Annotated in this window: 29 protein-coding genes; 20 read left to right on the top strand and 9 right to left on the bottom strand. The window is 69.8% G+C overall.

All coding sequences use genetic code 11. The annotated features are described in order from the left end of the window. Positions 1-31: 31 nt before the first annotated feature. Positions 32-580 carry a cysteine hydrolase family protein gene (locus CU254_RS31185; RefSeq protein ID WP_009082560.1) on the bottom strand — a complete coding sequence of 183 codons (549 nt, stop codon included), beginning with the start codon at positions 578-580 and terminating at the stop codon, positions 32-34. A 70-nt stretch (positions 581-650) separates the two neighbouring features. Here CU254_RS31185 and CU254_RS31180 point away from each other — a divergent pair, with 70 nt between their 5' ends. Continuing rightward, positions 651-1,649 carry a GlxA family transcriptional regulator gene (locus CU254_RS31180; RefSeq protein ID WP_009082558.1) on the top strand — a complete coding sequence of 333 codons (999 nt, stop codon included), beginning with the start codon at positions 651-653 and terminating at the stop codon, positions 1,647-1,649. Then, the gene (locus CU254_RS31175) at positions 1,622-2,395 is read left to right on the top strand and encodes an enoyl-CoA hydratase-related protein (RefSeq protein ID WP_009082556.1); all 774 of its coding nucleotides are present in this window, start codon (positions 1,622-1,624) and stop codon (positions 2,393-2,395) included. The genes CU254_RS31180 and CU254_RS31175 overlap by 28 nt, the downstream gene beginning before the upstream one ends. Before the next feature lie 147 nt (positions 2,396-2,542). On the opposite strand, the gene CU254_RS31170 is transcribed toward CU254_RS31175, so the two are convergent. Continuing rightward, positions 2,543-3,082, bottom strand: coding sequence for an NUDIX hydrolase (locus CU254_RS31170; RefSeq protein ID WP_009082554.1), 540 nt, complete (start codon positions 3,080-3,082; stop codon positions 2,543-2,545). Positions 3,083-3,175: 93 nt separating this feature from the next. Here CU254_RS31170 and nucS point away from each other — a divergent pair, with 93 nt between their 5' ends. After that, positions 3,176-3,835, top strand: a complete 660-nt coding sequence (gene nucS / locus CU254_RS31165; protein WP_009082552.1) for an endonuclease NucS — start codon at positions 3,176-3,178, stop codon at positions 3,833-3,835. A 3-nt stretch (positions 3,836-3,838) separates the two neighbouring features. Here the strand turns inward: nucS and CU254_RS31160 are convergent, their stop codons facing one another. Continuing rightward, positions 3,839-4,423 carry a flavodoxin family protein gene (locus CU254_RS31160; RefSeq protein ID WP_009082551.1) on the bottom strand — a complete coding sequence of 195 codons (585 nt, stop codon included), beginning with the start codon at positions 4,421-4,423 and terminating at the stop codon, positions 3,839-3,841. A gap of 89 nt (positions 4,424-4,512) precedes the next feature. Between CU254_RS31160 and CU254_RS31155 the strand changes: the two genes are divergently transcribed. After that, entirely contained in the window at positions 4,513-5,229 is a 717-nt protein-coding gene (locus tag CU254_RS31155) for a TetR/AcrR family transcriptional regulator (RefSeq protein ID WP_037715397.1), read from the top strand. Between the two features lie 61 nt (positions 5,230-5,290). On the opposite strand, the gene CU254_RS31150 is transcribed toward CU254_RS31155, so the two are convergent. Further along, a complete protein-coding gene (locus tag CU254_RS31150) occupies positions 5,291-5,749 on the bottom strand; it encodes a hypothetical protein (protein ID WP_100266936.1) in 459 nt (152 codons plus the stop codon). Positions 5,750-6,036: 287 nt separating this feature from the next. Here CU254_RS31150 and CU254_RS31145 point away from each other — a divergent pair, with 287 nt between their 5' ends. The 7 genes from CU254_RS31145 (at position 6,037) to CU254_RS31115 (ending at position 13,389) form a co-directional block, all read left to right on the top strand. Beyond that, positions 6,037-7,734, top strand: coding sequence for a sodium:solute symporter family protein (locus tag CU254_RS31145; protein ID WP_009082546.1), 1,698 nt, complete (start codon positions 6,037-6,039; stop codon positions 7,732-7,734). Between the two features lie 10 nt (positions 7,735-7,744). Then, positions 7,745-8,020 carry a hypothetical protein gene (locus CU254_RS31140; RefSeq protein ID WP_009082544.1) on the top strand — a complete coding sequence of 92 codons (276 nt, stop codon included), beginning with the start codon at positions 7,745-7,747 and terminating at the stop codon, positions 8,018-8,020. A 102-nt stretch (positions 8,021-8,122) separates the two neighbouring features. Next, positions 8,123-9,121, top strand: coding sequence for a hypothetical protein (locus CU254_RS31135; RefSeq protein WP_100266935.1), 999 nt, complete (start codon positions 8,123-8,125; stop codon positions 9,119-9,121). A gap of 79 nt (positions 9,122-9,200) precedes the next feature. After that, the gene (dhaK, locus tag CU254_RS31130; protein ID WP_009082540.1) at positions 9,201-10,202 is read left to right on the top strand and encodes a dihydroxyacetone kinase subunit DhaK; all 1,002 of its coding nucleotides are present in this window, start codon (positions 9,201-9,203) and stop codon (positions 10,200-10,202) included. Beyond that, complete coding sequence (gene dhaL, locus CU254_RS31125; protein WP_037718272.1) at positions 10,202-10,825, top strand: dihydroxyacetone kinase subunit DhaL; 624 nt, start codon at positions 10,202-10,204, stop codon at positions 10,823-10,825. The genes dhaK and dhaL overlap by 1 nt, the downstream gene beginning before the upstream one ends. Then, positions 10,822-11,508 carry a dihydroxyacetone kinase phosphoryl donor subunit DhaM gene (gene dhaM / locus CU254_RS31120; protein ID WP_009082535.1) on the top strand — a complete coding sequence of 229 codons (687 nt, stop codon included), beginning with the start codon at positions 10,822-10,824 and terminating at the stop codon, positions 11,506-11,508. Before dhaL ends, dhaM begins: the two co-directional genes overlap by 4 nt. A gap of 114 nt (positions 11,509-11,622) precedes the next feature. After that, a complete protein-coding gene (locus tag CU254_RS31115; RefSeq protein ID WP_037715389.1) occupies positions 11,623-13,389 on the top strand; it encodes a 3-hydroxyacyl-CoA dehydrogenase family protein in 1,767 nt (588 codons plus the stop codon). Positions 13,390-13,423: 34 nt separating this feature from the next. On the opposite strand, the gene CU254_RS31110 is transcribed toward CU254_RS31115, so the two are convergent. After that, positions 13,424-13,939, bottom strand: coding sequence for an Lrp/AsnC family transcriptional regulator (locus tag CU254_RS31110; RefSeq protein WP_009082531.1), 516 nt, complete (start codon positions 13,937-13,939; stop codon positions 13,424-13,426). A 59-nt stretch (positions 13,940-13,998) separates the two neighbouring features. On the opposite strand from CU254_RS31110, the gene CU254_RS31105 reads away from it, so the two are divergent. Further along, positions 13,999-15,111, top strand: coding sequence for a PLP-dependent aspartate aminotransferase family protein (locus CU254_RS31105; protein ID WP_037715387.1), 1,113 nt, complete (start codon positions 13,999-14,001; stop codon positions 15,109-15,111). Between the two features lie 42 nt (positions 15,112-15,153). On the opposite strand, the gene CU254_RS31100 is transcribed toward CU254_RS31105, so the two are convergent. After that, on the bottom strand, positions 15,154-15,357 hold the full coding sequence (locus tag CU254_RS31100) for a zinc ribbon domain-containing protein (RefSeq protein ID WP_037715384.1): 204 nt from the start codon (positions 15,355-15,357) through the stop codon (positions 15,154-15,156). Between the two features lie 45 nt (positions 15,358-15,402). Here CU254_RS31100 and CU254_RS31095 point away from each other — a divergent pair, with 45 nt between their 5' ends. Next, entirely contained in the window at positions 15,403-16,527 is a 1,125-nt protein-coding gene (locus CU254_RS31095) for an alkaline phosphatase family protein (RefSeq protein ID WP_009082527.1), read from the top strand. A 53-nt stretch (positions 16,528-16,580) separates the two neighbouring features. Beyond that, complete coding sequence (locus CU254_RS31090) at positions 16,581-16,886, top strand: hypothetical protein (protein ID WP_009082523.1); 306 nt, start codon at positions 16,581-16,583, stop codon at positions 16,884-16,886. Between the two features lie 11 nt (positions 16,887-16,897). Here the strand turns inward: CU254_RS31090 and CU254_RS31085 are convergent, their stop codons facing one another. Next, the gene (locus tag CU254_RS31085; protein ID WP_009082521.1) at positions 16,898-17,392 is read right to left on the bottom strand and encodes a CGNR zinc finger domain-containing protein; all 495 of its coding nucleotides are present in this window, start codon (positions 17,390-17,392) and stop codon (positions 16,898-16,900) included. Positions 17,393-17,457: 65 nt separating this feature from the next. On the opposite strand from CU254_RS31085, the gene CU254_RS31080 reads away from it, so the two are divergent. Beyond that, a complete protein-coding gene (locus tag CU254_RS31080; protein WP_009082519.1) occupies positions 17,458-18,858 on the top strand; it encodes an MFS transporter in 1,401 nt (466 codons plus the stop codon). Positions 18,859-19,655: 797 nt separating this feature from the next. Here the strand turns inward: CU254_RS31080 and CU254_RS31075 are convergent. Then, positions 19,656-20,180 (bottom strand): GNAT family N-acetyltransferase, encoded by a 525-nt coding sequence (locus CU254_RS31075; protein WP_037715379.1) that lies wholly within the window; start codon positions 20,178-20,180, stop codon positions 19,656-19,658. Between the two features lie 52 nt (positions 20,181-20,232). Between CU254_RS31075 and CU254_RS31070 the strand changes: the two genes are divergently transcribed. Beyond that, positions 20,233-20,970, top strand: a complete 738-nt coding sequence (locus tag CU254_RS31070; protein WP_009082516.1) for an alpha/beta fold hydrolase — start codon at positions 20,233-20,235, stop codon at positions 20,968-20,970. On the opposite strand, the gene CU254_RS31065 is transcribed toward CU254_RS31070, so the two are convergent. Next, positions 20,963-21,793 carry a phosphotransferase enzyme family protein gene (locus tag CU254_RS31065; protein WP_009082512.1) on the bottom strand — a complete coding sequence of 277 codons (831 nt, stop codon included), beginning with the start codon at positions 21,791-21,793 and terminating at the stop codon, positions 20,963-20,965. The two genes, CU254_RS31070 and CU254_RS31065, sit on opposite strands and share 8 nt — an antisense overlap. Positions 21,794-21,928: 135 nt before the next feature. On the opposite strand from CU254_RS31065, the gene ctaD reads away from it, so the two are divergent. The 4 genes from ctaD (at position 21,929) to CU254_RS31045 (ending at position 26,685) form a co-directional block, all read left to right on the top strand. Next, complete coding sequence (gene ctaD, locus CU254_RS31060) at positions 21,929-23,701, top strand: cytochrome c oxidase subunit I (RefSeq protein WP_037715377.1); 1,773 nt, start codon at positions 21,929-21,931, stop codon at positions 23,699-23,701. Positions 23,702-24,229: 528 nt separating this feature from the next. Then, a complete protein-coding gene (gene serB / locus CU254_RS31055; protein WP_009082509.1) occupies positions 24,230-25,459 on the top strand; it encodes a phosphoserine phosphatase SerB in 1,230 nt (409 codons plus the stop codon). Continuing rightward, positions 25,456-26,229, top strand: a complete 774-nt coding sequence (locus CU254_RS31050; RefSeq protein WP_009082508.1) for a peptidyl-tRNA hydrolase — start codon at positions 25,456-25,458, stop codon at positions 26,227-26,229. The genes serB and CU254_RS31050 overlap by 4 nt, the downstream gene beginning before the upstream one ends. A 51-nt stretch (positions 26,230-26,280) precedes the next feature. Beyond that, on the top strand, positions 26,281-26,685 hold the full coding sequence (locus tag CU254_RS31045; RefSeq protein ID WP_037715375.1) for an OsmC family protein: 405 nt from the start codon (positions 26,281-26,283) through the stop codon (positions 26,683-26,685). Positions 26,686-26,907 lie beyond the last annotated feature (222 nt).

Here is a 26,907-nt window from a genome sequence, read left to right as displayed (position 1 = left end):
GGGAGGGGTGGGTGCCTCGCTGTTTGGGTGGTTAGCTCAGGATTTGTTTTGTGTTTTTTACTGTGGCGAAGCTGCCGCCTTGTAGGTTTGTTGCGGTTGTTTTTGTTAGTTCGTCTGCGGTTACGGTGGTGCCGTCTGGGGCCTGCAGGTCGAAGGTGAAGGTGGCGTCTAGGGCGAAAGTTACGTCGTAGCCCAGGTTTCCGCCCATGCGGGCGGTGGTTTCGCAGCAGAAGTTGGTTTGGATTCCGGCCAGTACGAAGCTGGTGATGTTTTTCTTGGTGAACCAGGCGTGCAGGTCTACGTCGCCTAGGAACGCCGAATTCACTTTTTTGCCGAAGACCAGGTCTGGGCGGGCGTCGGCCAGTTCTGGTTTGAAGTCGTTGCCTGGTTGGCCTGGGCGCAGGGGCGAATCCGGCTTGATCGAGTCGTGGTGGACTAGGACTACTGGGTCTCGGCGGGCTTGCCAGGCTTCTAGCAGGGCTTGGATGTTCGCTTCCGCGTCGGGGTTGTTGCGCGGGCCCCAGAAAGCGGCGTCGTCGAAGCCTTGTTGGACGTCGATCAGCAGGAGTGCGGTCGTCATGAGTCGAGTCTCGCCAGCGGGTCGCGTGCTGGGGAGTGGCAGAAGAGGCGCGATGCGGTACTTTTCTGCCATGCGCACGATCGGGGTGCTGCTTTTGCCCGGCAGCCGGATGTTCGACCTCGCGGTGATCGCGGAGGTGTGGGCGCAGGACCGCACCGACAGCGGCATCGGGCCGTTCACCGTGCGGGTTTGCGCGCCTGGGCGGGGCCGGACAGCGGTGTCGCCGTTTGGGGAAGTCGTTGCGACGCATGGGCTTTCTGGGTTGAACGGATGTGACCTGGTTCTTGCGCCCGGGCGGGTCGACCCCCTCGCGGAAGTCCCGGATGCGGCCAGCGCTGCGCTTCGGCGGGCCCATCGTTCGGGGGCGGTGGTCGCTGGGCTTTGCTCCGGGGCATTCACGCTCGCCGCAGCTGGGCTGCTCGACGGCCGCCCTGCTACGACGCATTGGCGGGACCTGGACGCACTCGCGATCGCGGCGCCGGCCGCTGAGCTTCGGCGCGATGTCTTGTACACCGAGCAGGACGGGGTGCTTACGTCGGCGGGGGTCGTCGGGGGGCTCGATCTTTGCCTGCACTTGGTCCGCCGTGATCATGGGGCGGAGGTGGCTGCGCGGCTTGCTCGTCGGCTGGTCATGCCGCCGGTTCGGGAGGGCGGGCAGCGACAGTATGCGGAAGCTCCGTTGCCCGCCAATGCTTCCCGGCCGGGGATAGCGTCCACAATGGACTGGGCGTTGGCGCGGCTCGCGGACGAGATCGGCGTACCGGATCTGGTCGAGCACGCGGGGATGAGCCCTCGGACGTTCCATCGCGAGTTCGCGGCCGCGACGGGCAGTACGCCGGGGCGGTGGCTGCTCGTTCAGCGGGTGCAGCACGCGCAGCGGTTGCTCGAAACCACCGACCTGCCGGTCGCCCGGGTGGCGGAGCGGGCGGGGCTGGGCAGCGCCGCGAACCTGCGGCGCCGGCTGCGGGCGGAGGTCGGGGTCCGGCCGGATTCGTATCGGCGCACTTTCCGCATCCCGGCCGACGGGGTTACGGTCGGGGCATGGGCGAGTACGAGCACCTCCTCGTGAAGCGGGACGGGGACACGGTCACCATCACGATGAACCGCGCGGCGCGGCGCAATTCGCTGTCCGCCGAGCATCTCGGCGAGTTGCTCGCCGCGTTCCGTGAAGCGGGCGAGACCGACGCGACCGGCATCGTGCTGGCCGCCGCGGGGCCGGTGTTCTCCGCCGGGCACGACTTCGGCGACGTCGCGTCCCGGGACCTCATGGGGGTGCGCGAGCTGCTCACCCTGTGCACGACGCTGATGCGGACGATGGAATCGGTGCCGCAGGTGGTGATCGCCCGGGTGCACGGCCTGGCGACGGCGGCGGGATGCCAGCTGGTCGCGTCGTGCGATCTGGCGGTCGCGGCGGAATCGGCGGGATTCGCGCTCCCCGGCGGCAAGGGGGGCTGGTTCTGCCACACGCCCGCGGTGCCGGTGGCGCGCGCGATCGGCCGGAAACGCCTGATGGAACTCGCCTTGACCGGCGACGTGATCGACGCGGCGACGGCGCTGGACTGGGGCCTGGTCAACCGCGTAGTCCCGGACGATTCCCTGGACGACGCGGTCGCCGACCTGCTCGCCCGCGCGACCCGCGGCAGCCGGGCGAGCAAGGCGATGGGGAAGCAGACGTTGTACGCGCAGCTGGACCGTCCGGAGGCGGACGCGTACGCGATCGCCGTCGAGGTGATGGCGTCGGCTTCGCAACTGCCGGGCGCGCGCGAGGGGATGGCGGCGTTCTTGGAGAAGCGCAAGCCCGAGTGGACGGATTGACCTCGGGCCACGACTGGCCCGAACCCGCGATGCCGTGGTCCGTGAAGGACCCCTTGAGGGAATTAGATTCCCTCAAGGGGTCCTTCACGGACCTTCGCCAGGGCAACCGCGGCGGAGGGGAAGCGGCGTTCGTGCAACAGCAGCCGGTCAGCGGCGTTCGTGCAGCAGCAGCAACGTGTACGCGGCCACCGACTGCGCGTCCGAGATCTCCCCGGTCGAGATCATCTTCTCCACCTCGGACCGGCTGAACCACGCCGTCCGCATGTCCTGTTCCTCCGGCTCCCGTTCCGGTTCGCCCTCGGCGAGGCCGGTCGCGAGATACACGTGGCCGCGCTGGCTGGCCATCCCGGGCGCGACGTCGAGCATTCCCAGTTCCGTCAACGCCGACGCCCGCAATCCGGTTTCCTCGCGCAATTCCCGCCGGGCCAGTTCGGCGGGCGGGGTCTCGGCGAGGTCGGGCGCGGTGCCCTGCGGGAATTCCCAGCGCCGCATCCCGAGCGGATACCGGAACTGCTCGACCAGGTGCAGCCGGTCGCCGTCGAGGGGGATGACCAGGGCGTAGGTCGGTTTGTCGACGACGCCGTAGATCCCGTCGCTGCCGTCGGCGCGGCGGACGGCGTCCTCGCGCACCGTCATCCAGTTGTTCCGATACACCTCGCGGGTCGCGACACGCTGAATGGGGTCCACCTCGCCAGTATCGCCGAGCCTGTCCTACCCTCGGCGGGTGCGTCTCGTGCTCCCTTCCCAGCAAGCCAGCCCGCGCCGTGCGGGGCGGGTCCGATGAGGCTCGTCGTCGCCCGGTGCCAGGTCGACTACGTCGGCAGGCTGACCGCGCATCTCCCGATGGCCAACCGCGTCCTGATGGTGAAGGCCGACGGTTCGGTGCTCGTGCACTCCGACGGCGGCTCGTACAAGCCGCTGAACTGGATGTCGCCGCCGTGCTGGCTGATCGAGGACCCGGACATCTGGACGGTCCAGAACAAGGCAGGCGAGAAGCTCGTCATCACGATCGACGAGGTCATGCACGATTCGAAGCACGACCTCGGCGTCGACCCCGGCCTGCAGAAGGACGGCGTGGAAGCGCACCTGCAGGAACTGCTCGCCGAGCACATCAAAACCCTCGGCGACGGCTACACGCTGGTCCGGCGCGAGTACCCGACCGCGATCGGCCCGGTCGACATCATGGCGCGCGACGCCGACGGCGGTTCGGTCGCGGTGGAAATCAAGCGCCGCGGCGAGATCGACGGGGTCGAGCAGCTGACCCGGTACCTCGAACTCCTCAACCGAGACCCGCTGCTGGCCCCGGTCCAGGGCGTGTTCGCGGCGCAGGTGATCAAGCCGCAGGCGCGGGTCCTCGCCGAAGACCGCGGGATCCGCTGCGTCGTCCTGGACTACGACGCGTTGCGCGGCACGGATTCCGACGAGTTCCGGCTGTTCTGACCGCTACGAAGCGAGCGGCAGCCGGTACCGCAGGGCCTGCGTAGCGACCCGCGCGCCGAGGTGGCGTGCCGTGGCGAGGTCCGCGGCGTGGACGGCTTCCGGGCCCTGGTCGTTCCAGGTTTGCGCGCCCGCGCCGAGATAGAACCCGAGCCGGTTGTCGTCGTGTTCGCTGCTGGTCGTGGTGTTCCAGCCGGGCATCAGGCCGAGGCTGACCCAGTGCATGCCGTGCTGTGCGGCGAGCAGGGCCAGGTACTGCAGGGTGTGCAGTTTGTCGCCGCTCATCGAACCGGAGTTGGTGAACCCGGACGCGAGTTTGTCCAGCCACCGCTGGGACATCCAGCGTTTCGAGGTCGCCTCGGCGAACGCGTGGAACGCCCCGGACGCCGAACCCATGTAGGTCGGCGTGCCGAAGATGATCGCGTCGCTCGCGTCGAGGGTTTCCCATTTCGCGTCGGTCATTTCGGCGACGTCGACCAGTTCGGCGCCGGCCCCGGGCACTGACCCGGCGCCGTCGGCGACGGCCTTCGCGATCTCGAGGGTGTGCCCGTAGCCGGAGTAGTAGGCGATCGCGACGTGAACAGAGGACATGAACGGATCCCTTCGCTGTTGACGTTGATAAAGCTAGAGCGATGACAGCGTCAGTGTCAACGTCAACAGGAATCTGTTATCGTCGGCACATGGCATCGGACGACCAGCGCGAGCGCATCCTGAGCGAAGCGGTGAAATTGCTGGCCGAGGCCGGCCCGTCGGGGCTGTCCACGCGCGCTGTCGCGACGGCGGCCGGAGTTCAAACGCCGACGCTGTACCGGCTTTTCGCGGACAAGGACGGGCTGCTCGATGCCGTGGCCACCTTCGGCTTCGAGAGTTACCTCGCGGAGAAGCGCGCGTTCGAGCCGAGCGAGGACCCGGTCGAGGACCTGCGCCGAGGCTGGGACGTGCACGTCGCGTTCGGGCTGGCCAATCCCGCGATCTACACGCTGATGTACGGAAACGTCCGGCCGGGCAGGCAACCCGCGGCGGCCGCGGAAAACCGGGCCATCCTGTGCGGCATGCTCGAACGCGCCAACGCGCGAGGCCTGCTCCGGGTGCCCGTCGAGGCGGCCGCGGTGGCCATCGAGGCGTCCACGACCGGCGCGGTTCTGCTTCTGCTGGCGCAGCCGGAGGAAGCGCGAGACGTCCAGTTGATCCGGCCGTTGCGCGACGTCGTGCTCGACGCGCTGACCGAGCAAACCGCGCCCGCCGAGGGTTCCCCGATCGCCGATCGGGCGCAGGCCCTGCTCGGGATCGTCGCCCCCACCAAAGACGCCGACCCGGTGACCGACGCGGGCTTCAGCGTCTTCGAGGCCGGCCTGCTGCGCGAATGGCTCGCCCGGCTCGACAAGGCCGGCCGATAGCCGGACGGCTGCAGAAAAAAGGCTCCCGGCCAGGCCGGGAGCCCCCAGTTCAGCGCATTCGTCAGATGGTCGTGCCGGGCTGCGGCGAGGCCGGACCGGCCGCGCCCCGGCGCTGCGCCGCCTTCGCCTCGAACCAGGCCTTCACCTGTTCCTGGAAGAGCGTCGACACCACCAGCCCGGCCAGCACCAGCCCGACGATCGCCTGCGGGCTGCCGGACACCAGGTTGATCAGCCCGCCGATCGCGGACAGCACCTCGCACACCAGAAGCGCCCACCGGCCCCAGTCGTAGCCGAGCAGGATCGCGATCGCGGACGCCAGCAGCCCGGCGGCGAAGATGTACGAGAGGAACTCGACGAGGTACAGGACCCCGGCCGGGTCTTGGCCGTGGTCCACCCATCTCGCGATCTCCAGCTGGGCGAAGATGCCGAATACGCCGTTCAGCAGCGCCTGGAGGAACACGAACACGAGCGCGCCGCGCAGTCGTCCGGGCATGCGGAGCGGGGAAGCGGGACCGGTCATCGCAGGGGAGTCCTTTCCGAAGGTCGTCGAAGGTGCGGGGATCTTATGGGCGGCGGAGGGGATCCCTCCCGGATCGGGTGAATCTGTGACCTTGGTGAGTCCTTGCCGGGCGAAGCGACAGGACTCAACACGGGCGCTTCCGGGCACGTGAAATGCACAGGTCAGCGGCAGGTTGGTGAAAAACCGCGGTGTCGGGGTGCCTGTTCGGAATCCATGCAGTACTGTGCCGGTCTGACAGGAACGATGGTGTTTTCTGTGTAAGAATGTTTGATTCGGAGGTGGCAGGGGTGCCGTTCCTCGCCGACGCGAACTTGCGGCTCGACGCGAGTCCGATCGACTACATCGAGTTGGCGTTCTATTTCGTCCTGGTGCTCGGCATCGGCTATCTCGCGCGAAGGCAGGTGTCGAGCAGTCTCGACTTCCTGCTGTCGGGCCGGTCGCTGCCGGCGTGGGTCACCGGCCTGGCGTTCATTTCCGCGAACCTCGGCGCGGTCGAGGTCATGGGCATGTCCGCGAACGGCGTCCTCTACGGCCTGCCGACCGTCCATTACTTCTGGATCGGCGCCATCCCGGCGATGCTGTTCCTCGGCCTGGTGATGATGCCGTTCTACTACGGCTCCAAGGTCCGCAGCGTCCCCGAGTTCATGCGCCGCCGGTTCGGGCCGGTCGCGCACCTCGTCAACGGCATCAGCTTCGCCGCGGCGCAGATCCTCATCGCGGGCGCGAACCTGTTCCTGCTGGCCAGCGTCGTGAACCTGCTGCTGGGCTGGCCGCTGTGGCTGTCGATCGTCATCGCCGCCGCCATCGTGCTCGGCTACACCGCGCTGGGCGGGCTGTCCGCCGCGATCTACAACGAGGTGCTGCAGTTCTTCGTGATCGTCGTGGCGCTGCTGCCGCTCACCATCGTCGGCCTGGTCAAGGTCGGCGGCTGGCAGGGCCTGGTCGACAAGATCTCGCACGGCCCCGGCGGCTCCGCGCAGCTGCACTCCTGGCCCGGCGACAACCTGACCGGCTTCGGCAACAACTTCCTGTCCGTCCTCGGCATCGTGTTCGGTCTCGGCTTCGTGCTGTCCTTCGGGTACTGGACGACGAACTTCGTCGAGGTCCAGCGCGCGATGGCGTCGAAGAGCATGTCGGCCGCGCGGCGGACGCCGATCATCGGCGCGTTCCCGAAGATGCTGGTCCCGTTCATCGTGATCATCCCCGGCATGATCGCCGGCGTCGTGGTGCCGGAGTACTTGCAGGACAAGGGACTTCTGCTCGCGGGCGAACCGGCCAAGAGCGGGGTCACCGCGAACAACGCGCTCCTGCTGCTGATGCGCGACCTGCTCCCCAACGGCATCCTCGGCATCGCGATCGCCGGTCTGCTCGCGTCGTTCATGGCGGGCATGGCGGCGAACCTCAGCTCGTTCAACACCGTCTTCACCTACGACATCTGGCAGACGTACGTGAAGAAGGACCGGCCGGACGGCTACTACCTGAGCCTGGGCCGCAAGACCACGGTGGGCGCGACCGTGCTGGCCATCGGCACCGCGTTCGTCGCCATGCAGTCCGCGAACATCCTGACCTACCTGCAGGACCTGTTCTCGTTCTTCAACGCGCCGCTGTTCGCCACGTTCATCCTCGGCATGTTCTGGAAGCGGATGACCGCGGCCGCGGGCTGGATCGGCCTGGTGGCCGGCACCGCGTCGGCGATCACGATCTGGCTGTTGTCGCAGTTCGAGGTGCTTTCGCTCGCCGGGCAGGGCACCAGCTTCGTGGCGGCGGGCACCGCGTTCGTGGTCGACATCGTGGTGAGCGTCGGGGTTTCGCTGGCCACCGAGCCGAAGCCGGACTCGCAGCTGGTCGGCCTGGTCTACTCGCTCACGCCGCGCGACACGCTCAAGCACGACAACACCGGCGAGAACGCGGGCTGGTACCGCAAGCCGGGCCTGCTGGCCGGCATCGTCCTCGTGCTCACCATCGCTCTCAACATCATCTTCTGAGGAGGCCCGCATGACCGAGAAAACCTCGCGGCCGCACAAGGCGGGCGCCTTCGACATCCGGCTGATCATCGCTTTGCTGCTCGGCGTCTACGGCGTGATCCTCACGATCATGGGCGCCGGGTTCACCAGCGACGACGACCTGAAGAAAGCCGCCGACGTGAACATCAACCTCTGGTCGGGCATCGGCCTGCTGGTGGTGACCGCGTTGTTCGTGCTGTGGGCGGTGCTGCGGCCGCTGGTCGTGCCGCCGAGCACCGAAACGACGCAAAGCTCACCCCTCGAATAGCCCGGGCCCCGCCCCACCGCCACCCTCAACGGAGTGGCTTCGCCACGCCGAAAATATTCAATGCGCCCACGTCCGGCGACCTCGCAGGCTAGGTTGCCGGACGTGGTGCACCATCTCCGGTCCGGCCGGTTCCTCAAGTTGTCCGCCCTGGCAGCCGCGGGCGCGGTCGCGCTGTCCGCGTGCGGCGGCCCGAATCTGGGCAAGGAGAACTTCGCGCGCACGACCGTCCCCGCCGCCGGGGACAGCGCCGCGACGTCCGGCCCGATCACCGATCCCGCGGTCGCCCCCGCCGTCCTGCGCGACGTGCTGCCGTGTCAGTTCCTGGACAAGACCGCGATGAGCCCGCTCGGCACGTTGCAGGGCGAGGCGACCGCTTCGACCACCCAGTTCGACTCCTGCGCCGCGAAGGCGACCGACCCGGGCGGCAAGGAAATCCGGGCGCGGGTCGAGGTCGGCGGCATCGTGACCTTCGTGTCGGACAAGACGACCGGCTCGGTCGGCGGGCTGCCGCAGGTCGAGGTGCCCGACGTCGGCGACTCGGCCGGCTGCGTGGTCAGCGCGCTCACCTCGCGGGACCCGGCTCTCGGCGTCTCCTTCCGGGTCGATTACCCCGGCGGCGACGCCTGCGCCGCGGGCCGCAAGCTCGTCGCGACGGCGGTCGAGAAACTGCACAACAACCCGCAGAAGTACACGCCCGGCCCGGGCACGCTGCTGGCCGTCGATCCGTGCACGGTGCTCGACCAGTCCGCGGTGGACGGGGTCGTGAAGGGCGGGAAGCCGCGGTCGTCCGGACTGCATTCGTGCGAGTGGGGCCTCATCCCGAGCGTCCGGGTGACGATGTTCCCCGGCGTCGCGCCGACCGAGGGCGACGGCTGGCTGAAGACCGACGTCGGCACGCCGACCCAGGCGTACGCGAAGCAGGGCACCTCCTCCGGGTCGAGCTGCCAGGTGAAATGGCAGCACCGGCAGTGGCAGGACGACCACGTCGAGGTCGTCCAGCTCGAGTACTCGAACTCCGACGCGCAGGCGGACAAGGACGACCCGTGCGGCAAGACCGTCGGGCTGGCCAAGCAACTGGCCGGGAAACTGCCCGCGGCGTGACCCGTGGGGCGCTTTGCGGCGCGCCCGGCGACCTCATAGGTTGGGGTCGTCCACGACGCCGAGGTGCCGGAGGTCCGCCATGAAGAAGATCATCAACGATCCGGCGGCCGTGGTCGCCGAATCGCTGAGAGGGCTCGCGGTCGCGCACGCGGACCTGCTACGCGTGCGCGACGATCCGGCGCTGGTCGTGCGCGCGGACGCGCCGGTGGCGGGCAAGGTCGCGGTGGTGTCCGGCGGCGGGTCCGGGCACGAGCCGCTGCACGGCGGGTTCGTCGGTCCCGGGATGCTCGACGCGGCGGTGCCCGGTCCGGTGTTCACCTCGCCGACCCCGGACGCGGTGCAGGGCGCGATCGCGGCGACCACCGGTCCGGCCGGGGCGCTGCTGATCGTGAAGAACTACACCGGCGACGTGCTGAACTTCGAGACCGCCGCCGAACTGGCCGCGGCCGAGGACCTGGACGTGCGCAGCGTGGTCATCGACGACGACGTGGCGGTCAAGGACTCCACGTTCACCGCCGGGCGGCGCGGCGTCGGCGGCACCGTGCTGCTGGAGAAGATCGCCGGCGCGGCGGCCGAGCGCGGCGATTCGCTGGGCGCGGTGGAAGCGTTGGCGCGCAAGGTGATCGGACAGGTCCGCTCGATCGGAGTGGCGCTGTCCGCGCCGACCGTGCCGCACGCCGGCGAGCCGAGTTTCGACCTCGGGCCGGACGAGATCGAGTTCGGCATCGGCATCCACGGCGAGCCCGGCCGCGAGCGGATCCCGGCCGAACCGGCCGACGCGCTGGTCGGCCGGATGGTCGAGGCGGTGGTGTCCGACCTGCCGTTCGAATCCGGCGACAAGGTGCTGCTGTTCACGAACTCGATGGGCGGCACGCCGCAGCTGGAGCTGTACCTCGCGCACGGCATCGCCGAGCGGCTGCTGGCCGAGCGCGGCATCCTGGTCGAGCGCAGGCTGGTCGGCCCGTACATCACCAGCCTGGAAATGCAGGGCATCAGCCTGACCCTGCTGAAATTGGACGACGAGCTTACGCAGCTGTGGGACGCGCCGGTGCGCACGCCCGCGCTGCGGTGGGGGATCTGATGGCCTGCACTGCCGAAGGGGTCGCGGCCGCGTTGCGCGCCGCCGCCGAAGTGATCGCCGAACACCGCACCGAACTGGTGGACCTCGACCGCGCGATCGGCGACGCCGACCACGGCGAGAACCTGAGCCGCGGCTTCACCGCGATCGTCTCCGCGCTGGAGACCGCGGTGCCGGAAACCCCGGCCGGGGTCCTGAAACTCGCTGCCACCACGCTGATTTCCAAGGTCGGCGGCGCGGCCGGACCGCTGTACGGCACGGCTTTCCTGCGTGCGTCGGCGAAGGTCGGCGACGCGGCGGAGCTGGACGTGCCGCTGCTGCTGGACGCGCTGCGGGCGGCCCTGGAGGGGGTGCAGGCGCGCGGCAAGGCGGTCGGCGGCGACGCGACGATGGTCGACGCGCTGATCCCGGCCGTCTCCGCGGCCGAAGGCACCGCGGACGGAACGATCGCGGAGGTGCTCACCGCCGCCGCGGACGGGGCCGACCGGGGCGCGGAGTCCACTGTGGACTTGATCCCGCGCAAGGGCCGTGCCTCGTACCTCGGGGAACGCGCGGTCGGGCATATGGATCCCGGGGCTCGTTCGACGGCGTTGCTGCTGCGCGCGTTCGCGGAGGCGGCCCGGTGACCGTCGGAATCGTTCTTGTGTCGCACAGCGCGAAACTGGCCGAAGGCCTGGCCGAACTGGCCGCTCAGATGGCCCCGGACGTCCGGATCGTCCCGGCGGGCGGGCTGCCCGACGGCGGCGGCATCGGCACCGATTACGACGAGGTCGTCGCGGCCACGCAGCGCGCGGATTCCGGCGACGGCGTGGTGCTGCTGTACGACCTCGGCAGCGCGCAGATGACCGCTGAACTGGCGGTGGAATCGCTGGCGGATCCGTCCGCCGCGGTGGTGGTCGACGCGCCGCTGGTGGAAGGCGCGGTGGCCGCGGCCGTCGCGGCGCAGGGCGGCGCGAATACCAAGGCGGTGGGCGAGGCCGCGGCGAGTGCCGGGGTCGCGCCGGACCTGGCCGCGGTGGAGCCGTCGGCGGCGGGCGAGGAAGGCGTGGTGGAGAAGGAATTCACGCTGACCAACGACGTCGGCCTGCACGCGCGCCCGGCCGCGGTCGTGGTGCGCAGCCTCGCGGAATTCGAGGCCGAGGTGTCGATCCGGCTGGGCGAGCAGGAGGCGGACGCGCACAGCGTGCTGGCGCTGATGTCGCTCGGCGCGCGCCAGGGCGACCGGATCGTGGTGCGGGCTCGCGGGGCGCAGGCGTCCGAGGCGGTGGCGAAGGTGGCCGAGCTGGTGGAGTCGAACTTCGGGGAGTGACGCCGGATTCCGTCCGGGTGACTTCGTCGGCACTGACTCGATTCCGATGTGCTTTCCCGGGGCCCGCATGGCACAGTGAGCGGCAATTACCAGCGGGTAACCTCTGGAGGCCCTGTGGCACGGGAAATCTCGACGGTCGGTGTGGTCGGTCTCGGCACGATGGGCGCGGGCATCGCCGAGGTGCTCGCGCGCAGCGGACTCGACGTGGTCGCGGTCGAACTCGACGAGGCCGGGGTCGAACGCGGCCTCGGCCACCTGCGGCATTCGACCGGACGGGCGCTCGCGGGCGGGAAGCTCGACGAGGCGGGCCGGGAGGCGCTGCTGGGCCGGATCCGCGCCACGACCTCGCTCTCCGAACTGTCCGAAGTGGACTTGGTGATCGAGGCGATCCCGGAGAACCTCGCGGCGAAGGCCGAGGTGTTCTCCCGGCTGGACCAGGTGACGCGGCCGGACGTGGTGTTCGCGTCCAATACGTCCTCGCTGTCGATCACCGAGATCGGCGTGCACACCGCGCGGCCGGGCAAGGTCGTCGGGATGCACTTTTTCAACCCGGCGCCGGTGCTGAAGCTGGTCGAGGTCGTGCGCACGGTGGTCACCGAACCGGACGTGGTGTCCGACGTCGTGGAATTCGCGCAGCGGCTGGGCAAATCGCCGGTGGTGATCGGCGACCGGGCCGGGTTCATCGCGAACGCGCTGCTGTTCGGCTATCTCAACCACGCGGTGCGGATGTACGAACAGCGGTACGCCACTCGCGAAGATCTCGACGCGGCAATGCGTTTCGGCTGCGGCTACCCGATGGGCCCGCTCGCGCTGCTCGATTTGATCGGGCTGGACACCGCGTACGAAATCCTCGACACGATGTACCACCAATCCCGCAACCGGCTGCACGCGCCCGCGCCGCTGCTGAAGCAGATGATCACCGCGGGTCAGCTGGGTCGCAAGAGCGGGCACGGTTTTTACACCTACGACGCCCCGGATTCGCCAGTGGTGGTGGATTCGGTCGCATCGTCTACTGTGGACTCTTCGGTGGCTCGCGAGGTGCGTTCCGTCGGCGTGATCGGCACCGGAACCATGGCCACCGGCATCGCGGAAGTGTTCGCCAAGCGCGGTTTTGCCGTCGTACTGCGGGCGCGCAGCCTGGAGAAGGCCGAAGCGTCGGTGGCGAAGGTGAAGAAGTCGCTCGACAAGGCCGTGGTGAAGGGCAAACTGTCCGAAGAGGACGCCGCGGCCGCGCTCGGCCGGATCCGGCCGGTGACGGAATTCGAGGAACTGGCCGACGTCGACCTGGTGGTCGAGGCGGTGGCCGAAGAGCTTTCCGTTAAGCAGGCGGTGTTTTCGGCGTTGGACGAGGTCGTCCGGCCGGGCGCGGTGCTCGCGACCACGACGTCCTCGCTGCCGGTCATCGAATGCGCCGCGGCGACTTCGCGGCCGGGAGACGTGGTCGGTCTGCACTTCTTCAATCCCGCGCCGGTGATGAAACTGGTGGAAGTGGTGTCGACGATCGCGACCGCGCCGGATGTCACCGCGACCGCGGCAGCAGTGTGCGCGGCGGTCGGCAAACACCCCGTGCACTGCGGCGACCGCGCCGGATTCATCGTGAACGCGTTGCTTTTCCCGTACCTCAACGACGCGGTGAAAATGCTGGAGGCGCATTACGCGTCGGCGGACGACATCGACACCGCGATGAAGGTCGGCTGCGGCCTGCCGATGGGACCGTTCGAATTGCTGGACGTGGTCGGACTGGACGTGTCGCTGGCGATCGAGCGGACGCTGTTCAACGAGTTCCGCGAAGAAGGCTTCGCGCCCGCACCGCTTTTGGAACACCTGGTGACGGCGGGACGGTTGGGTCGCAAGACGGGCAAGGGTTTCAAGGATTACTGACGCTGGCAAGGGCAGAGAATGACCTGCCCGCAGCTCACCGGTCGCGTCGCCGGATGCGCGCGCCCTTGGCGGGTTCGCCGTCCGGCGGCAGCAGCGGGCCGCCTTGCCACTGCTGGAACACGAGGTTCGTGTGCACGCGGGCGACCTCGTCGCGGGAGGTGAGTTCGTCCAGCACCAGCCGCTGCAGTTCGGCGGCCGACGTGGTGGCGACGTGCGCGAGGAAATCGTCCGGTCCGGTCAGGTGGTAGACCGCGCGGATTTCCGGCAGCGCCAGCAGATGTTCCACGAACTGCTCGACCAGCGGCCTGCGGTGCGGCCGGACCTGCACGAACAGGAACGCCTCCAGCGGGCGGCCCAGCTTCGCCGCGTCGACCTGGGCGTGCTGGCCGGTGATCACCCCGGTCTCCCGGAGCCGCGCCACGCGGTCCAGGCAGGTCGACGGCGCGAGCCCGACGGCGGCCGCGAGTTCCTTGTTCGACGTCCGGGCATCGTTCTGCAGCACTCGCAGAATCTCAAGATCAACCGGACTCAGTTCGACAGTCTCGCCCATCGTTGAATCTTATCCGAGATTGTTGCTTCGGAGCCGTGGCGTGTCCGAACGTGGCTGCCATGACTTCCGCCTTGCGCACCCGAGCCGTCCACGCCGGTCGCGACGATCTCGCCGACCTCGGCCTGCACGCCGCCCCGCTCGACTTCTCCACGACCTACCCCGCGCGCGACAGCGCCGAGGAGGCCCGCCGGATCGACGAGTTCGCCGCGGGCGGGAACGTCACCGGCATCTACGGCCGGATCGGCAACCCGACCGTCGAACGGTTCGAGCAGGCGCTCGCGGAACTCGAGGGCTTCGACCACGCGGTGGCGTTCGCGAGCGGCATGGCGGCGGTCTCGGCGTGCCTGCTTTCCGCGGTGTCGCAAGGAAAACGGCACATCGTCGGCGTCCGGCCGCTGTACGGCTGCACCGATCACCTGCTGATCACCGGACTCCTGGGCACCGAGGTCACCTGGACCGCGCCCGAGGACGTCGCCGACGCCCTGCGCCCGGACACCGGCCTCGTTTTCGTGGAGACGCCCGCGAACCCGACCCTGAGCGAACTGGACATCGCCGCCCTGACCGCCGCGTGCGGCGACGTCCCGGTCCTGGTCGACAACACCTTCGCGACGCCGGTCCTGCAACGCCCCGGCCACCTCGGCGCCCGCATGGTGCTGCACAGCGCGACGAAGTTCCTGGGCGGTCACGGCGACGTCATGGGCGGCATCGTGGCCTGTGACGCCGAAGAAGCCGCGCGTCTGCGTTCTCTGCGCTTCGCGACCGGCGGCGTGCTGCACCCGCTCGCCGGATACCTGTTGCTGCGCGGCCTTTCGACGCTCCCGCTGCGCGTGAAGGCCGCCTCGGAAACCGCTGCCGTCCTGGCTTCGCGGCTGGCTTCGCACCCGTCGGTCAGCGCCGTGCACTACCCGAAGCTGGGCGGCCCCTTGGTGGCCTTCGAAGTAACCGGCGACCCGCACGCGGTCGTCGGCGCGGTCCGGCTGATCACGCCCGCGGTGAGTCTGGGCAGTGTCGACACCTTGATCCAGCACCCGGCGTCGCTGACGCACCGGATCGTCGCTGAGGACGACCGCACCGGCTCCGGCATCACGCACGGCCTGCTGCGGCTTTCGGCGGGGCTGGAGGACGTCGAGGACCTGTGGCTTGACCTGGATCAGGCGCTGAAGTCCTGCTGATCGGCCGCGGCCTCCGCCGCCAGAGTGGCGGTGGAGGCCCGCTCAGCCGCAGCAACCGCCGCCGCAACACCCTCCGCCGACCGGGGCCGGGGCGGAGGCCGAACCGGTGAGCGCGACCGTCGTGAGCAGCTTGACCGTGTCCGTATGCCCCTCCGGGCACGGGGCGGGCGCGCTGGACTCGGCCATCGGGCGCTGGAGTTCGAACGTCTCGGTGCAGTCGCGGCAGCGGTAGGCGTAGGTGGGCATGCCTTGATTATCGCTGGCGCGCCGCCGCAGTGGGAAGCTGTCCGGGTGGATGTGCCCCAGTACGCGGATGTTCCGCATCTCGGCCAGGTCGTTCCCGCCCTGCTCGGCGCGCTGGGCGTGCCCGGCGAGGACGGCGGCCTGGCGCTGCCCGAAGCCCGCAGCGCGTGCGTGCTCCTCATCGACGGCCTCGGCTGGGAACTGCTCGCCCAGTACGCGGCCGACGCGCCGGTGCTCGCCGAACTCGCCGCCAGCCCGCTGCGAGTCGGCTTCCCGTCGACCACCGCGGCCGGGGTCGCGGCGATCGGCACCGGTCTGGCATCGGGCGAGCACGGCATGGTCGGCTACACCTTCGAGATCCCGGGAGCCGGCGTGCTGAACGCCCTGCGCTGGCGTTCCCACGACGACGGCAGCGACCTCCGCGGCGCCCTGCCGCCCCGCGAAGTCCAACCTCTCCCGACCACCTTCGAGCGAGCCGCCGCCGCGGGTATCGAGGCCGCTGTGGTGTCCTCGGCGCATTTCGCCAACACCGCTCTCACCCAAGCGACGCAAAGCGGCGCCCGGTACGCCGGGGTGCACGCACTGGGCGACCTGGCCGCGCGGACCCTGGAGGTACTGTCCTCGCGCGCGTTTTGCTATGCCTACCACAGCGAATTGGACCTGCTGGGCCACCTTTACGGCCCCGGCTCGACCGCCTGGCGCATGCAACTCCGGCACGTCGACCGGCTCGTCGAGTCCATTGTGGACGGACTGCCCGCCGGTGCGGTGCTGGCGGTGGTGGCGGACCACGGAATGGTGACCGTCGAGGAGAAACTGGACCTGGAAGACACCCCGGAGCTGCTGGCGGGCGTCCGGGCTTTCGGCGGCGAGGTCCGCGCCCGGCATGTGTACACCGAACCCGGCGCGACGGCCGACGTGGTGGCCGCGTGGCGCGAGGTCCTGGGCTCGCGGGCGTGGGTATTGCCGCGCGAGGAGGCGATCGCGGCGGGCTGGTTCGGGGCATCGGTGAGCGACCGGGTGCGCCCGCGGATCGGCGACGTCGTCGCGGCGGCGACCGGAACGTTCGGCATGGTTCGCGAACTGGCCGAGGCGGTCGAGTCGAACCTGGTGGGCCAGCACGGTTCGCTGACCTCCGCCGAACAGCTGGTCCCGCTGGCGATCGCGCGGGGCTGATCCGCTGGACCACCGGCTGAACCGTCCCGGCTGCGCCCGGTTACCGTGGCTGCGTGCCCAGACGCAATCGACCCGGCCGCGGCCGTTCCGGTCCCGTCGAGCGACCGGACGCCGGCGCGGTCAGCGGCTGGGCTCGCAGCGAATCCGCCCCCGACGGCGACTGGCTCGTGCGCACCGTGCCCGGTTCGCAGGCCGCCAAGACCTACCGCTGTCCCGGCTGTGACCACGAAATCCGGCCCGGGGTCCCGCACCTGGTCGTCTGGCCCGCCGACGAGACCGGCGGGGTCGCCGACCGCAGGCACTGGCACCGGCCGTGCTGGGAGGCCCGCGCCCGGCGGCGTCCGCAGCGGCGCCGGTGACGTGAGGTTCTTTACCGCGAAAGGGTTTCCTTCTTCCGGGCGCGGTGCCGCCGGACCGCGTCGCGGTTGACGCAGGCGTGGGTGCAGTAGCGCTGCGTCCCGCTGCGGGTGAAGTCGACGAACGCGCGGCGGCATTCCCTCGCGGCGCAGCGGCCGAGGCGGTGCAGGCTGGTCGAGGTCAGGTACTGCGCCGCCGCCACCGAGGTGACCGCGCGCAGCACCGCGGGCAGGCGCATCCCGTCGTCCTGGTAGTGCAGATGCCAGCTGTACCCGTCGTGCTCGGTGATCCTCGGGTAGGCGGCGGCCTCGGCCAGCAGCGCGTTCAGCAGCCGGACCCGGTCCGCCTCGTCGGTGGCGTCGACGACCTCGATCCAGCGGTCCAGGAAGGCGCACACCTCGGGAAAGTCCTCGTCGGAGACCGGCGGGACCGGGCCCATCTCCGTTTCGTCCCAGCGTTCGACCAGGTCAGCGAGGTCGGCGGGACGGTCGTTGGCGAGGCCGGTCACAAACTTGAGAAAACTCCGGTAGTAAGAGTTATGCGGCATAAGCCTATTACAGCACGCTCTTAGCCATGCCTCATTCGACGAGCGGGGCCGAACCCGCGGTCGCCGCGCCGTCCTGGATTCCGCTGATCGCCGCGTGCGTCGGCACGTTTCTGCTGCTGGTCTACACCAGCGTCGTCACCGTCGCGCTGCCCGCGATCGGGGTCGAACTCGGCGCGGGATACGGCCAGCTGCAATGGATCGTCGACGTCTTCACGGTAGCCCTCGCCGGGCTGCTGCTGGGCTTCGGCTCGCTGAGCGACCTGCTCGGCCGCAAGCGGGTCTACCTCGCCGGACTGGTCCTGTTCTCCCTCGCGACGCTCGTCTGCGGCCTGGCCGCGACGCCCGGCGAATTGATCGCTGCGCGGGTCGTGCAAGGCGTCGCGGGCGCGGCGATGTTCGCGACGATCCTGCCGCTGGTCGGGTTGACCTACGAGGGCCGCGACCGGGCCCGAGCGTTCGCGGTGTGGGGGACGGTCGCCGGAGTGGCCAGCGCGGTGGGCACCTTCTCCGGCGGCATAATCGCGCAATTGCTCGGCTGGCGGTGGATTTTCTTTGTCTCCCTGCCCATTTGCGCGGTCGCGATCGTCATGGCGGCGACGTCGTTGAAGGAAGGACCGCGAGCGCGCGGCCGCAGTGTCGACTACCCGGGCATCGGCACGTTCTCGCTCGCCGCGACCGGACTCGCCTATTCCGTCATCACCGGCGGCGACCGCGGATGGTCTTCTGCCGGTGCGGTGACCGGATACCTGGTCACGGTGGCGGCCATCGCGGCGTTCGTGGTGGTGGAACGCCGCAGCAGCGCACCCATGGTGCCGACCAGTTTGTTCGGCACGCGCCGGTTTCTCGGAGTGCTGCTCGTCGCGTTCAGCTATTACTTCGCCGGATTCGGTGCGCTGCCGGTGATTTCGCTCTGGCTGCAGAACGCGACCGGCCTCAGTTCGGCGGCGACCTCGGCGGTTTTGGCGCTGCAGGTGGTGGTGTTCGTCGTGGTGTCGGCGCTGATCAGCGGACGGCTGCACGCCCGGTCGCCGGACCGGGTGCTGGGCGGCGCGACGGCCTTGCTCGGCCTCGGCTGCCTGACCGCGGTCGCGGTGCTGCTCAGCCCGACCTGGGTGGCGTTGCTGCCGGCGCTGGTCCTGACCGGAATCGGCGCGGGCATCGTGTCCCCGGTCCTCCCGGCAGTCGCCATCGCGTCGGTCCCCGCGGAATACGGCGGCACGGCCGGGGCGGCCGCGAACAGTTCGCGGCAACTCGGGCTGGCACTCGGAATCGCGGTGTCCGGAGCGGTGTACGCGACCCGAGGAGAGGGGAGCGAAGGGGCGACGCACGGGGTGTTGCTGGTGTTGCTGCTGTGCGGCGTGATCGCGGTAGCGAGCGGTCTCATGGGCGGCTGGCTGTTGCGGGACAACGCGAATCGCCTCGACTGAGGGCGACTCGCGGCTTTAGCGCAGACTTGATTCGCGCGTCTGTCCACAGTGGTCACTGGAGGGAACGAGGCCGCGTTTTGGCAACGCAGTCGCCTGCTTGGGCCGCTGTGGAATGCCGGTACGAGTGCGGCAACTATTTCCAGCACGGCAAACCGTGCTGCACCTCGGCACGTGCCGGGAGACCTCCTGCGGCCTGGTCGGCAGCGCACTCGCCCGCCCCCGCGTGCTCGACCTCTGGCTGGCCCGGGTGTTCGTGCGTGGCCAGCCCAGACGGCGAACCCAGGCGTGTGGCCTGGTCGGCATCGCACTCGCCCGCCCCCCGCGTGGTTGGCCTCCGGCTGGCCCGGGTGTTTGCGCGCGGCCAGTCCAGACGGCGAACCCAGGCGTGTGGCCAGGTCGGCTGCGCACTCGCCCGCCCCCGCGTGGTTGTCCTTCGGTTGGCCCACGTCTTCGCGCGCGGCCAGCCAGACGACGAACCCCGGCGTGCAGCCTGGTGGCAGCGCACTCGCCCGCCCCGGCGTGCTTGACCTCCGGCTGGCCCAGGTGTTCCCGCGCAGCCAGTCCAGACGGCGAACCCAGGCGTCCGACCAGGTCAAACCCAGCCACTGCGCGGATGCGCGGTTCCCGCGTTCACACCCGCTCAGGCCGGGCAATCGGATCCGGCTGGCCCTCGTCCCACCGGAAGCCGTTGCGCGTACTCGCAAGCGACCAACCCGCCTGCTCGCCCCTCCTCAGCCCGTCTCCCCAGCCCAGCCACCTCTCCACTCCGGCCAGTCACCGCTTCCCAAACCCAGCCATCACCGCCGGAAATGCCGCGAAACCGCCCCCTCGTACTCCTCCTCCACGTACTCCCTGAACCCCAGCTTCTCCACCACCCGCAGCGACGGCGTGTTCGTCACCGACACGCTGATCAACACCGGAACCGCCGACATCTCCCGTTCCGCCCACTCCACCGCCGCCCGCGCCGCTTCCGCCGCGTAGCCCTTGCCCCACGCAGACGGGCGGAAGCGGTACGCCAGGTTCAGCACCTTCTCGCCCCGGAACTCCCGGTTGCGCACTCCGGTCATGCCGATCACGTCCGACCCGTCCGTGGCCGCGGGCCTGCCCCGCTCCCGGACCGCCAGGTAGCCGTAGCCGAACGTCGCCCAGTGCTCGAGCCAGCTGTCGAACATCACGAGCGTGGTCGCGGTGTCCGGGGGATGCGGGTTGTACCGGTTCGTCTCCGGGTCGCGGTGGATGTCCACCACCGCCTGCCGATCGGTCTCCACGAAGCGCCGCAGCCCCAGCCTTTCCGTCACGATCTCTGTCACGCCCCCGACCATAACGACGGGGTCCGACAAAAAACGCGCCCAAAAGGCAGCGACAATCTCAGCCATGACCGAACTGCCGTTGGTGCTCCTGCACGCCTTCCCGCTCGACGCCCGCATGTGGGACCCGGTCCGCGCGCCGCTCGCGGAGCGGTTCCGGGTCATCACGCCGGACCAGCGCGGTCTCGGCCGGAGTCCGCTGCCGGAGAGCGAAGCCGAGCCGGATCTGGCCGACGCCGCGCGGGACGTCGTCGCGCTGCTCGACAAGCTCGAACTCGATCAGGTGATCCTCGGCGGCTGCTCGATGGGCGGCTACCTCGCGATGGCCGTCCTGCGGCAGGCGCCCGAGCGCGTCGGCGGTCTGCTCCTCATCGACACCAAGGCCACCGCGGACACCCCCGAAGCCGCGCAGGCCCGGCTCGACGTCGCGAGCCGCGCCGAGGCCGAGGGCGTCAAGGGTTGGCTGGCTGAGGCGAACCTGCCGAAGCTGCTGGCCGACAGCGCGTCCACGGATGTCCAAACGCGCGTGCGCGAATTGATCGACGCGCAGCCGCCGTCCGGGGTCGCGTGGGCCGCGCGGGCGATCCGCAACCGGCCCGATTCCGTTGACCTGCTGCGCGAAGTCGACGTCCCGGCGCTCGTCATCGTGGGGGAGCGCGACGCGCTCACCCCGCTCGACGCCGCCAACACCATGGTCGAGGCGCTGCCGGACGCGACCCTCGCGGTCCTCCCGGACGTCGGGCACCTGACGCCGCTGGAAGACCCGGCCGGCGTGGTCGAGGCGATCCTCGGCTGGGTCAGCTGAAGTACTCGACCGCCGCGGCGCGCGCTTCGACTAGCCGATGCGGGAACCGTTGTGCGATCAGGAACCGCCACGCCACCGCGAAGAGCGCGCGAAGCTGCGTACACGTCGAGAGGACGGCTTCGTCTGCTTCGCCCGGGTACGCGGCGAGGAACTCCGGACCGCCCTGTTGCGCGAGGATTGCCAGGTCCCATTCGAGGGGCCCGCGCCAGGTGTCCTCGAAGTCGAGCCAGCACGGGCCGTCGGCGGTCTCGATGAGGTTGCCGGGGTGTGCGTCGCCGTGCAGGGCCTGGAGCGGGCCAGACGGCAGCAGCGCGGCCAGCCGTTCGGTTTCCGCGCGGATCCGCTCCGCGAAGCCGTCCAGCAGCGAGCCGCTGCGGGCGACGGTGTCCAGGAGCTCGCCGACCGGGCCGCGGGACGGCAGTTCGCCCGGGTAGTCGCGCAGCGCGGCGTGGACCCGGGCGAGCGACCGGGCGGTCTCGTCCGGCCCGTGCCGATGGTCCGGATCGTGCGGGGTCCAGTGCCAGAGCGTGACCGGCAATCCCGCCGAGAAATGCGGTCCGGCCGGGGGATCCGAGGCCGGTGAGACGACGCGCACACCACGTTCGGTGAGGTAGGCCGAAAGGGCGACGTCCCGCTCGAGCCACGCGGTCGCGTCCGGCCGCAGCAGCCGGGTCGTGGCGGGGACCCTCGCGACTACCGGACCCATCCTCACCAGCACGTTCGAGCGTTCGTGCAGTACCTCGGCGGCATCGGCCGGGAGCCCGAACCGGCGGCCGACGGCCAGCGCGGAGGAGACCGCCGCGGCGCGGTACGGGTCGGTCATGCGGTGATCTAACCAGCCGGTGCGCGCGACTGTCGGTACCGAGGGCTACGATCCCCTTGACCGCCCGGATCAGGCCCGCCTGAGCCCGAGCGCCCCGAAGTTGACCACCACCAGGCTGCAGTGTTGGAGGCAGGAGTGACGGCCGTAGCCCCCAAGCCGATCGCAACGCGCCCGTATCCCGCGCGCGAGACGGCAAAGGGTTCGTACCTGCTGCGGTTGTTCCGCACGACGGACCACAAGCAGATCGGGATCATGTATCTGGTCTCGTCGTTCGCCTTCTTCATGATCGGCGGCGCGATGGCCATGCTCATCCGGACGGAGCTCGCCCAGCCCGGGCAGCAGTTCCTGTCCCAGGAGCAGTACAACCAGCTGTTCACCATGCACGGCACGGTGATGCTGCTGTTGTACGCGACGCCGAGCCTGTTCGGGTTCGCGAACTTCATCCTGCCGCTGCAGATCGGCTCGCCCGACGTGGCGTTCCCGCGGCTGAACGCGTTCTCCTACTGGCTGTTCCTGTTCGGCAGCCTGATCGTGCTGTCCGGCTTCCTGACGCCCGGCGGCGCCGCCGACTTCGGCTGGTTCGCCTACACGCCGCTGTCGGACGCCATCCACTCGCCCGGCGTCGGAGCCGACCTGTGGATCGCCGGTCTGGCGGTGTCCGGTCTCGGCACCATCCTCGGCGCGGTCAACATGATCACCACGGTGGTCTGCCTGCGCGCGCCGGGCATGACGATGTACCGGATGCCGATCTTCACCTGGAACATCCTGATCACGAGCATCCTGATCCTGCTCGCGTTCCCGATCCTGACCGCGGCCCTGTTCGGCCTGATGGCGGACCGGCACCTCGGCGCCCACGTGTTCGACCCGGCCAACGGCGGGGTGATCCTGTGGCAGCACCTGTTCTGGTTCTTCGGCCATCCCGAGGTCTACATCGTCGCGCTGCCGTTCTTCGGGATCGTGTCGGAGATCTTCCCGGTCTTCAGCCGCAAGCCGGTGTTCGGCTACAAGGGCCTGGTCTTCGCGACGCTGTCGATCGCGGCGCTGTCGGTGGCGGTGTGGGCGCACCACATGTACGCGACCGGCGCGGTCCTGCTGCCGTTCTTCTCCTTCATGACGTTCCTCATCGCGGTCCCGACCGGCGTGAAGTTCTTCAACTGGATCGGCACGATGTGGAAGGGCCAGCTGTCCTTCGAGACGCCGATGATCTTCTCGATGGGCTTCATCGTCACGTTCCTCTTCGGCGGTCTGACCGGCATCATGCTGGCCGCTCCGGCGATCGACTTCCACGTGTCGGACAGCTACTTCGTGGTGGCGCACTTCCACTACGTCCTCTACGGCACGATCGTGTTCGCGACCTTCGCCGGGATCTACTTCTGGTTCCCGAAGATCACCGGCCGGATGATGGACGAGAAGCTAGGGAAGTGGCACTTCTGGACCACGTTCATCGGCTTCCACACCACGTTCCTGGTGCAGCACTGGCTGGGCGCGGAAGGCATGCCGCGGCGATACGCGGACTACCTGGCCAGCGACGGGTTCACCACGCTGAACACGATCTCCACGATCGGTGCGTACATCCTCGGGGCGTCCACGCTGCCGTTCATCTGGAACGTGTTCAAGAGCTACCGCTACGGCGAGATCGTCACGGTCGACGACCCGTGGGGCTACGGCAACTCGCTCGAGTGGGCCACGTCCTGCCCGCCGCCGCGGCACAACTTCACCGAACTGCCCCGGATCCGCTCCGAGCGGCCCGCGTTCGAGCTGCACTACCCGCACATGGTGGAACGCCTCCACACCGAAGGCGAGATCGGCTTCTTCGGCAAGGCCAAGCACGTCGGGGCCCCGTCGCAGAAGCTCGTGGACGCCACCATGCCGGGCGACCACAGCAAGGACAACGCGAGCGAGCAGTAACCGGCGCTCTTCAGTTCCAGACGGCGCGTGCCCGGTCGAGGATTCTCTCGGCCGGGCACGCGCCGTTTTCGTGCCTGGAACTACGGGGATGGTTGCCGGGGCCCGGGCGCGGGGCGGCGGCGCTGGTGGGAGCTGGTGAGTGTTTATGCCGGTTAGAACCGGCATAGACACTCACCAGGCTCGGCCAGGCTCGGCCAGGCAACGATGCTCGCCTGGGTGCCTGGGTGCCTGGGTGCCTGGGTGCCTGGGTGCCTGGGTGCCTGGGTGGGTGCCTGGTGCTCGGCTGAGATTTGCCCTGCCCGCTGCGCTTCTGTCCAGGGTCAGCCCTCGCCCCGTCACCTCGGCCGCGCCCGGCCGCGCCCGGTCCGTCCTGTCCGGCGGCTCCCCCTCATCGCCCGTTAGTGGCACCAGCGGTGTGAAGCGTGGCACGGGGGCGTTCTGCCCGCCGCCGCCGGAGGCCAGACTGGGCGTGCCGACTCGCCGTGGCCTAAAGCGTCGGTGCCGAGACGAACGAGGGATACCGAACCAGTGAGCCAGACTCCCGTCCTCATCACCACGACCGGCCCGGACAAGCCCGGGGTCTCGTCCGTGCTGTTCGCCGTGCTCACCCGGCACGACGTGGACGTGCTCGACATCGAGCAGGTGGTCATCCGAGGGCAGCTCGTGCTCGGCGTGCTCGCCGGCGTCTACCGCGACCCGGAGGGGCTCCAGGAGTCCGTCGAACAGGCGATGGCGACGGTCGGCATGGAGGTCGAGGTTCGCATCGGCGACGCGATCGGCGCGGATCCGTTCGCGCTCGGCCGCCGCGATTCGTCGCACGTGCTCGTCCTGCTGGGGCGTCCGGTGACCGCGCGGGCGTTCTCCGAGATCGCGCGGCGGCTGGCGGGCGTCGGGGCGAACATCGACTCGATCCGCAGCGTCGCCGACTACCCGGTGACCGGGCTCGAACTGTACGTCTCGGTCCGCGAAGACACCGAAGAAACAGACGCCGAACTCCGGTCCATGCTGGCCGATGCGGCGTCCGAGGCCAACATCGACGTCGCCGTCGAGCGCGCGGGCATCACGCGCCGGGCGAAGCGGCTCGTGGTCTTCGACGTCGACTCCACGCTCGTGCAGGGCGAGGTCATCGAGATGCTCGGCGCGTACGCCGGGGTCGAGGAGCAGGTCCGCGAGATCACCGAGGCCGCGATGCGCGGCGAGCTGAACTTCGCCGAGTCGCTGGAGCAACGCGTTTCGCTGCTCGCTGGGCTGCCCGCCAGCGTGATGGACGAGGTCGCGGCGAAGCTCGAGCTGACCCCGGGGGCCCGCACGACCGTCCGCACGCTCAAGCGCATGGGTTTCCGCTGCGGCGTCGTGTCCGGCGGATTCACCCAGGTCATCGACCATCTCGTCGACGACCTCGGCCTCGATTTCGCGGCGGCCAACGAGCTGGAGGTCGTCGACGGCAAGCTCACCGGCCGCGTCGTCGGCGACATCGTGGACCGCGCGGGGAAGGCGACCGCGCTGCGCCGGTTCGCCGGCGAGTACGGGATCCCGCTGGGCGCATGCGTCGCGGTCGGCGACGGGGCCAACGACATCGACATGCTCGCCGCAGCCGGCATGGGCGTCGCGTTCAACGCCAAGCCCGCGCTGCGGGAGGTCGCCGACACCGCGCTCTCGCACCCGTACCTCGACGCGGTCCTGTTCGTCCTCGGCGTCACGCGCGCCGAGGTCGAGGCGGCGGACGCGGCCGACGGACTCGAATTGGCCCGCCCGTGAACCCTCTGCTCGAACCGCTGCGCAGCCGGTACGCCTCGTGGCTCGGCCTGCCCGCCGAGGACACCTCGGACACGTCCGACGAGAACCCGGACGAGGTCCGCGCGATGCCGATCATCCTGCGGATCGAACGCGCCGAACCGCCCGGCCGCACCGCGCTGCTCGAAGCGGCGGCCGCGGCGGCGCTGGCGGTGTGCCTGGACGAACGCGCCGAGCCCGGCGGCGAATGGGCCGAGCCGGTGCACGCGTGGCTCGACAACCGCATCCGGAAGGTCGCGCGCCGGGCCCGCAGCGCGCACTGGCAGGCGGTGCTCGACCTGCCGGGCATCACCGTCGAGGTCGACGGCGCGGAGGCGCGGGCGCTCGTGCCCGGGCTGGTCAAGGAGGCCCCGAAAGAGGTCTCGCGACTGCAGATCTCCGGCAGCGAACTGCCCGCCGACACTCCCGGCCCGGCCCCGGCGGACGTCCCGCTGCTGATGCTGAACCCGGACGTCCCGATGACCGTCGGCAAGGCGTCCGCGCAGGTCGGGCACGCCACGATGATCCTCGCGTCGCTGCTGCCGGACGACGAACTGGCGGCCTGGGCGGCGAAGGACTACCGGGTCGCGGTCCGCACGCCCAGCCCGGCCCGGTGGAAGGAACTGTGCCCGCTCGAGGACCCGGAGGCGGGCTGGCGGGACGACCGCGTCGTCGCCGTCCGGGACGCGGGATTCACCGAGGTCGACCCCGGCACGATCACCGTGCTGGCGCAGCAGCCCGGAACATCGGCGTGACCCGCGCGGTTGGGCCAATGCAGTGACCCGACGGGTGGAAAGGCGTCTCCGATGACCTTGGAAGTACAGCGCGAAGGCACGCACAGTTTCGTGGGCCGCAACGAGCGCGGCGCGGAAGTGCGCTTGGGTCGGGCCGGCGCGGAAGGCGCGTTCTCCCCAGCGGAACTCCTGCAGATCGCGGCCGCGGGCTGCTCCGCGGTGACAGCGGAACAGCTGATCACGCGCCGGGTGGGCGAGGATTCGAAGTTCCGGGTCTCGGTGACCGCCGACCGGCGCGAAGGAGCCTCGGAACTGGACGCGGTGCACGTCGCGTTCGACGTCGACGTGTCGTCGCTCGACGAGGCCCAGCGAGAAGCCCTGGCGGGCGCGGTGGACCGGGCGATCGAGCGGCTGTGCACGGTGAGCCGGACCCTGAAGAAGGCCATTCCGGTGACGGAGACCTTCCCGACCGCCTGAGCTTGGCGGCGGTTCCGGCGGTGGGACGGCGAGCCACCGACGCGGTTACCGAGGTGATGCGGCAGGTGCGTCGGGCAATGCGAGCGCCGTGGCGGCGGCTGCGGCCGGAGCTATCGAAGCCGCGGCGCGCCCACCCTTGCCCAGCAAGCGTTTCCTGCCGGAACCGCGATCAGCGAAAGACTCAGCAGTCCAGTCGCCGCCCCGGAGCGGCTTCACCGAGCC

Source organism: Amycolatopsis sp. AA4 (assembly GCF_002796545.1).
GTDB lineage: Bacteria > Actinomycetota > Actinomycetes > Mycobacteriales > Pseudonocardiaceae > Amycolatopsis.
The sequence above is the reverse complement of the archived record's forward strand: the minus strand, read 5'-3'. Positions and strand labels throughout refer to the sequence as shown.

Bases quoted from the DNA above. Each gene is read 5' to 3' on its own strand.
- CU254_RS31100 (WP_037715384.1), bottom strand. From the start codon at position 15,357: ATGCCCACCTACGCCTACCGCTGCCGCGACTGCACCGAGACGTTCGAA.
- nucS (WP_009082552.1), top strand. From the start codon at position 3,176: ATGAGGCTCGTCGTCGCCCGGTGCCAGGTCGACTACGTCGGCAGGCTG.
- CU254_RS31180 (WP_009082558.1), top strand. From the start codon at position 651: ATGCGCACGATCGGGGTGCTGCTTTTGCCCGGCAGCCGGATGTTCGAC.
- CU254_RS31045 (WP_037715375.1), top strand. From the start codon at position 26,281: ATGACCTTGGAAGTACAGCGCGAAGGCACGCACAGTTTCGTGGGCCGC.
- CU254_RS31065 (WP_009082512.1), bottom strand. From the start codon at position 21,793: ATGACCGACCCGTACCGCGCCGCGGCGGTCTCCTCCGCGCTGGCCGTC.
- CU254_RS31160 (WP_009082551.1), bottom strand. From the start codon at position 4,423: ATGTCCTCTGTTCACGTCGCGATCGCCTACTACTCCGGCTACGGGCAC.
- CU254_RS31075 (WP_037715379.1), bottom strand. From the start codon at position 20,180: ATGGTCGGGGGCGTGACAGAGATCGTGACGGAAAGGCTGGGGCTGCGG.
- CU254_RS31140 (WP_009082544.1), top strand. From the start codon at position 7,745: ATGACCGAGAAAACCTCGCGGCCGCACAAGGCGGGCGCCTTCGACATC.
- CU254_RS31110 (WP_009082531.1), bottom strand. From the start codon at position 13,939: ATGGGCGAGACTGTCGAACTGAGTCCGGTTGATCTTGAGATTCTGCGA.
- CU254_RS31105 (WP_037715387.1), top strand. From the start codon at position 13,999: ATGACTTCCGCCTTGCGCACCCGAGCCGTCCACGCCGGTCGCGACGAT.
- CU254_RS31070 (WP_009082516.1), top strand. From the start codon at position 20,233: ATGACCGAACTGCCGTTGGTGCTCCTGCACGCCTTCCCGCTCGACGCC.
- CU254_RS31150 (WP_100266936.1), bottom strand. From the start codon at position 5,749: ATGACCGGTCCCGCTTCCCCGCTCCGCATGCCCGGACGACTGCGCGGC.
- CU254_RS31080 (WP_009082519.1), top strand. From the start codon at position 17,458: ATGCCTCATTCGACGAGCGGGGCCGAACCCGCGGTCGCCGCGCCGTCC.
- dhaK (WP_009082540.1), top strand. From the start codon at position 9,201: ATGAAGAAGATCATCAACGATCCGGCGGCCGTGGTCGCCGAATCGCTG.
- CU254_RS31185 (WP_009082560.1), bottom strand. From the start codon at position 580: ATGACGACCGCACTCCTGCTGATCGACGTCCAACAAGGCTTCGACGAC.
- CU254_RS31175 (WP_009082556.1), top strand. From the start codon at position 1,622: ATGGGCGAGTACGAGCACCTCCTCGTGAAGCGGGACGGGGACACGGTC.
- CU254_RS31155 (WP_037715397.1), top strand. From the start codon at position 4,513: ATGGCATCGGACGACCAGCGCGAGCGCATCCTGAGCGAAGCGGTGAAA.
- dhaL (WP_037718272.1), top strand. From the start codon at position 10,202: ATGGCCTGCACTGCCGAAGGGGTCGCGGCCGCGTTGCGCGCCGCCGCC.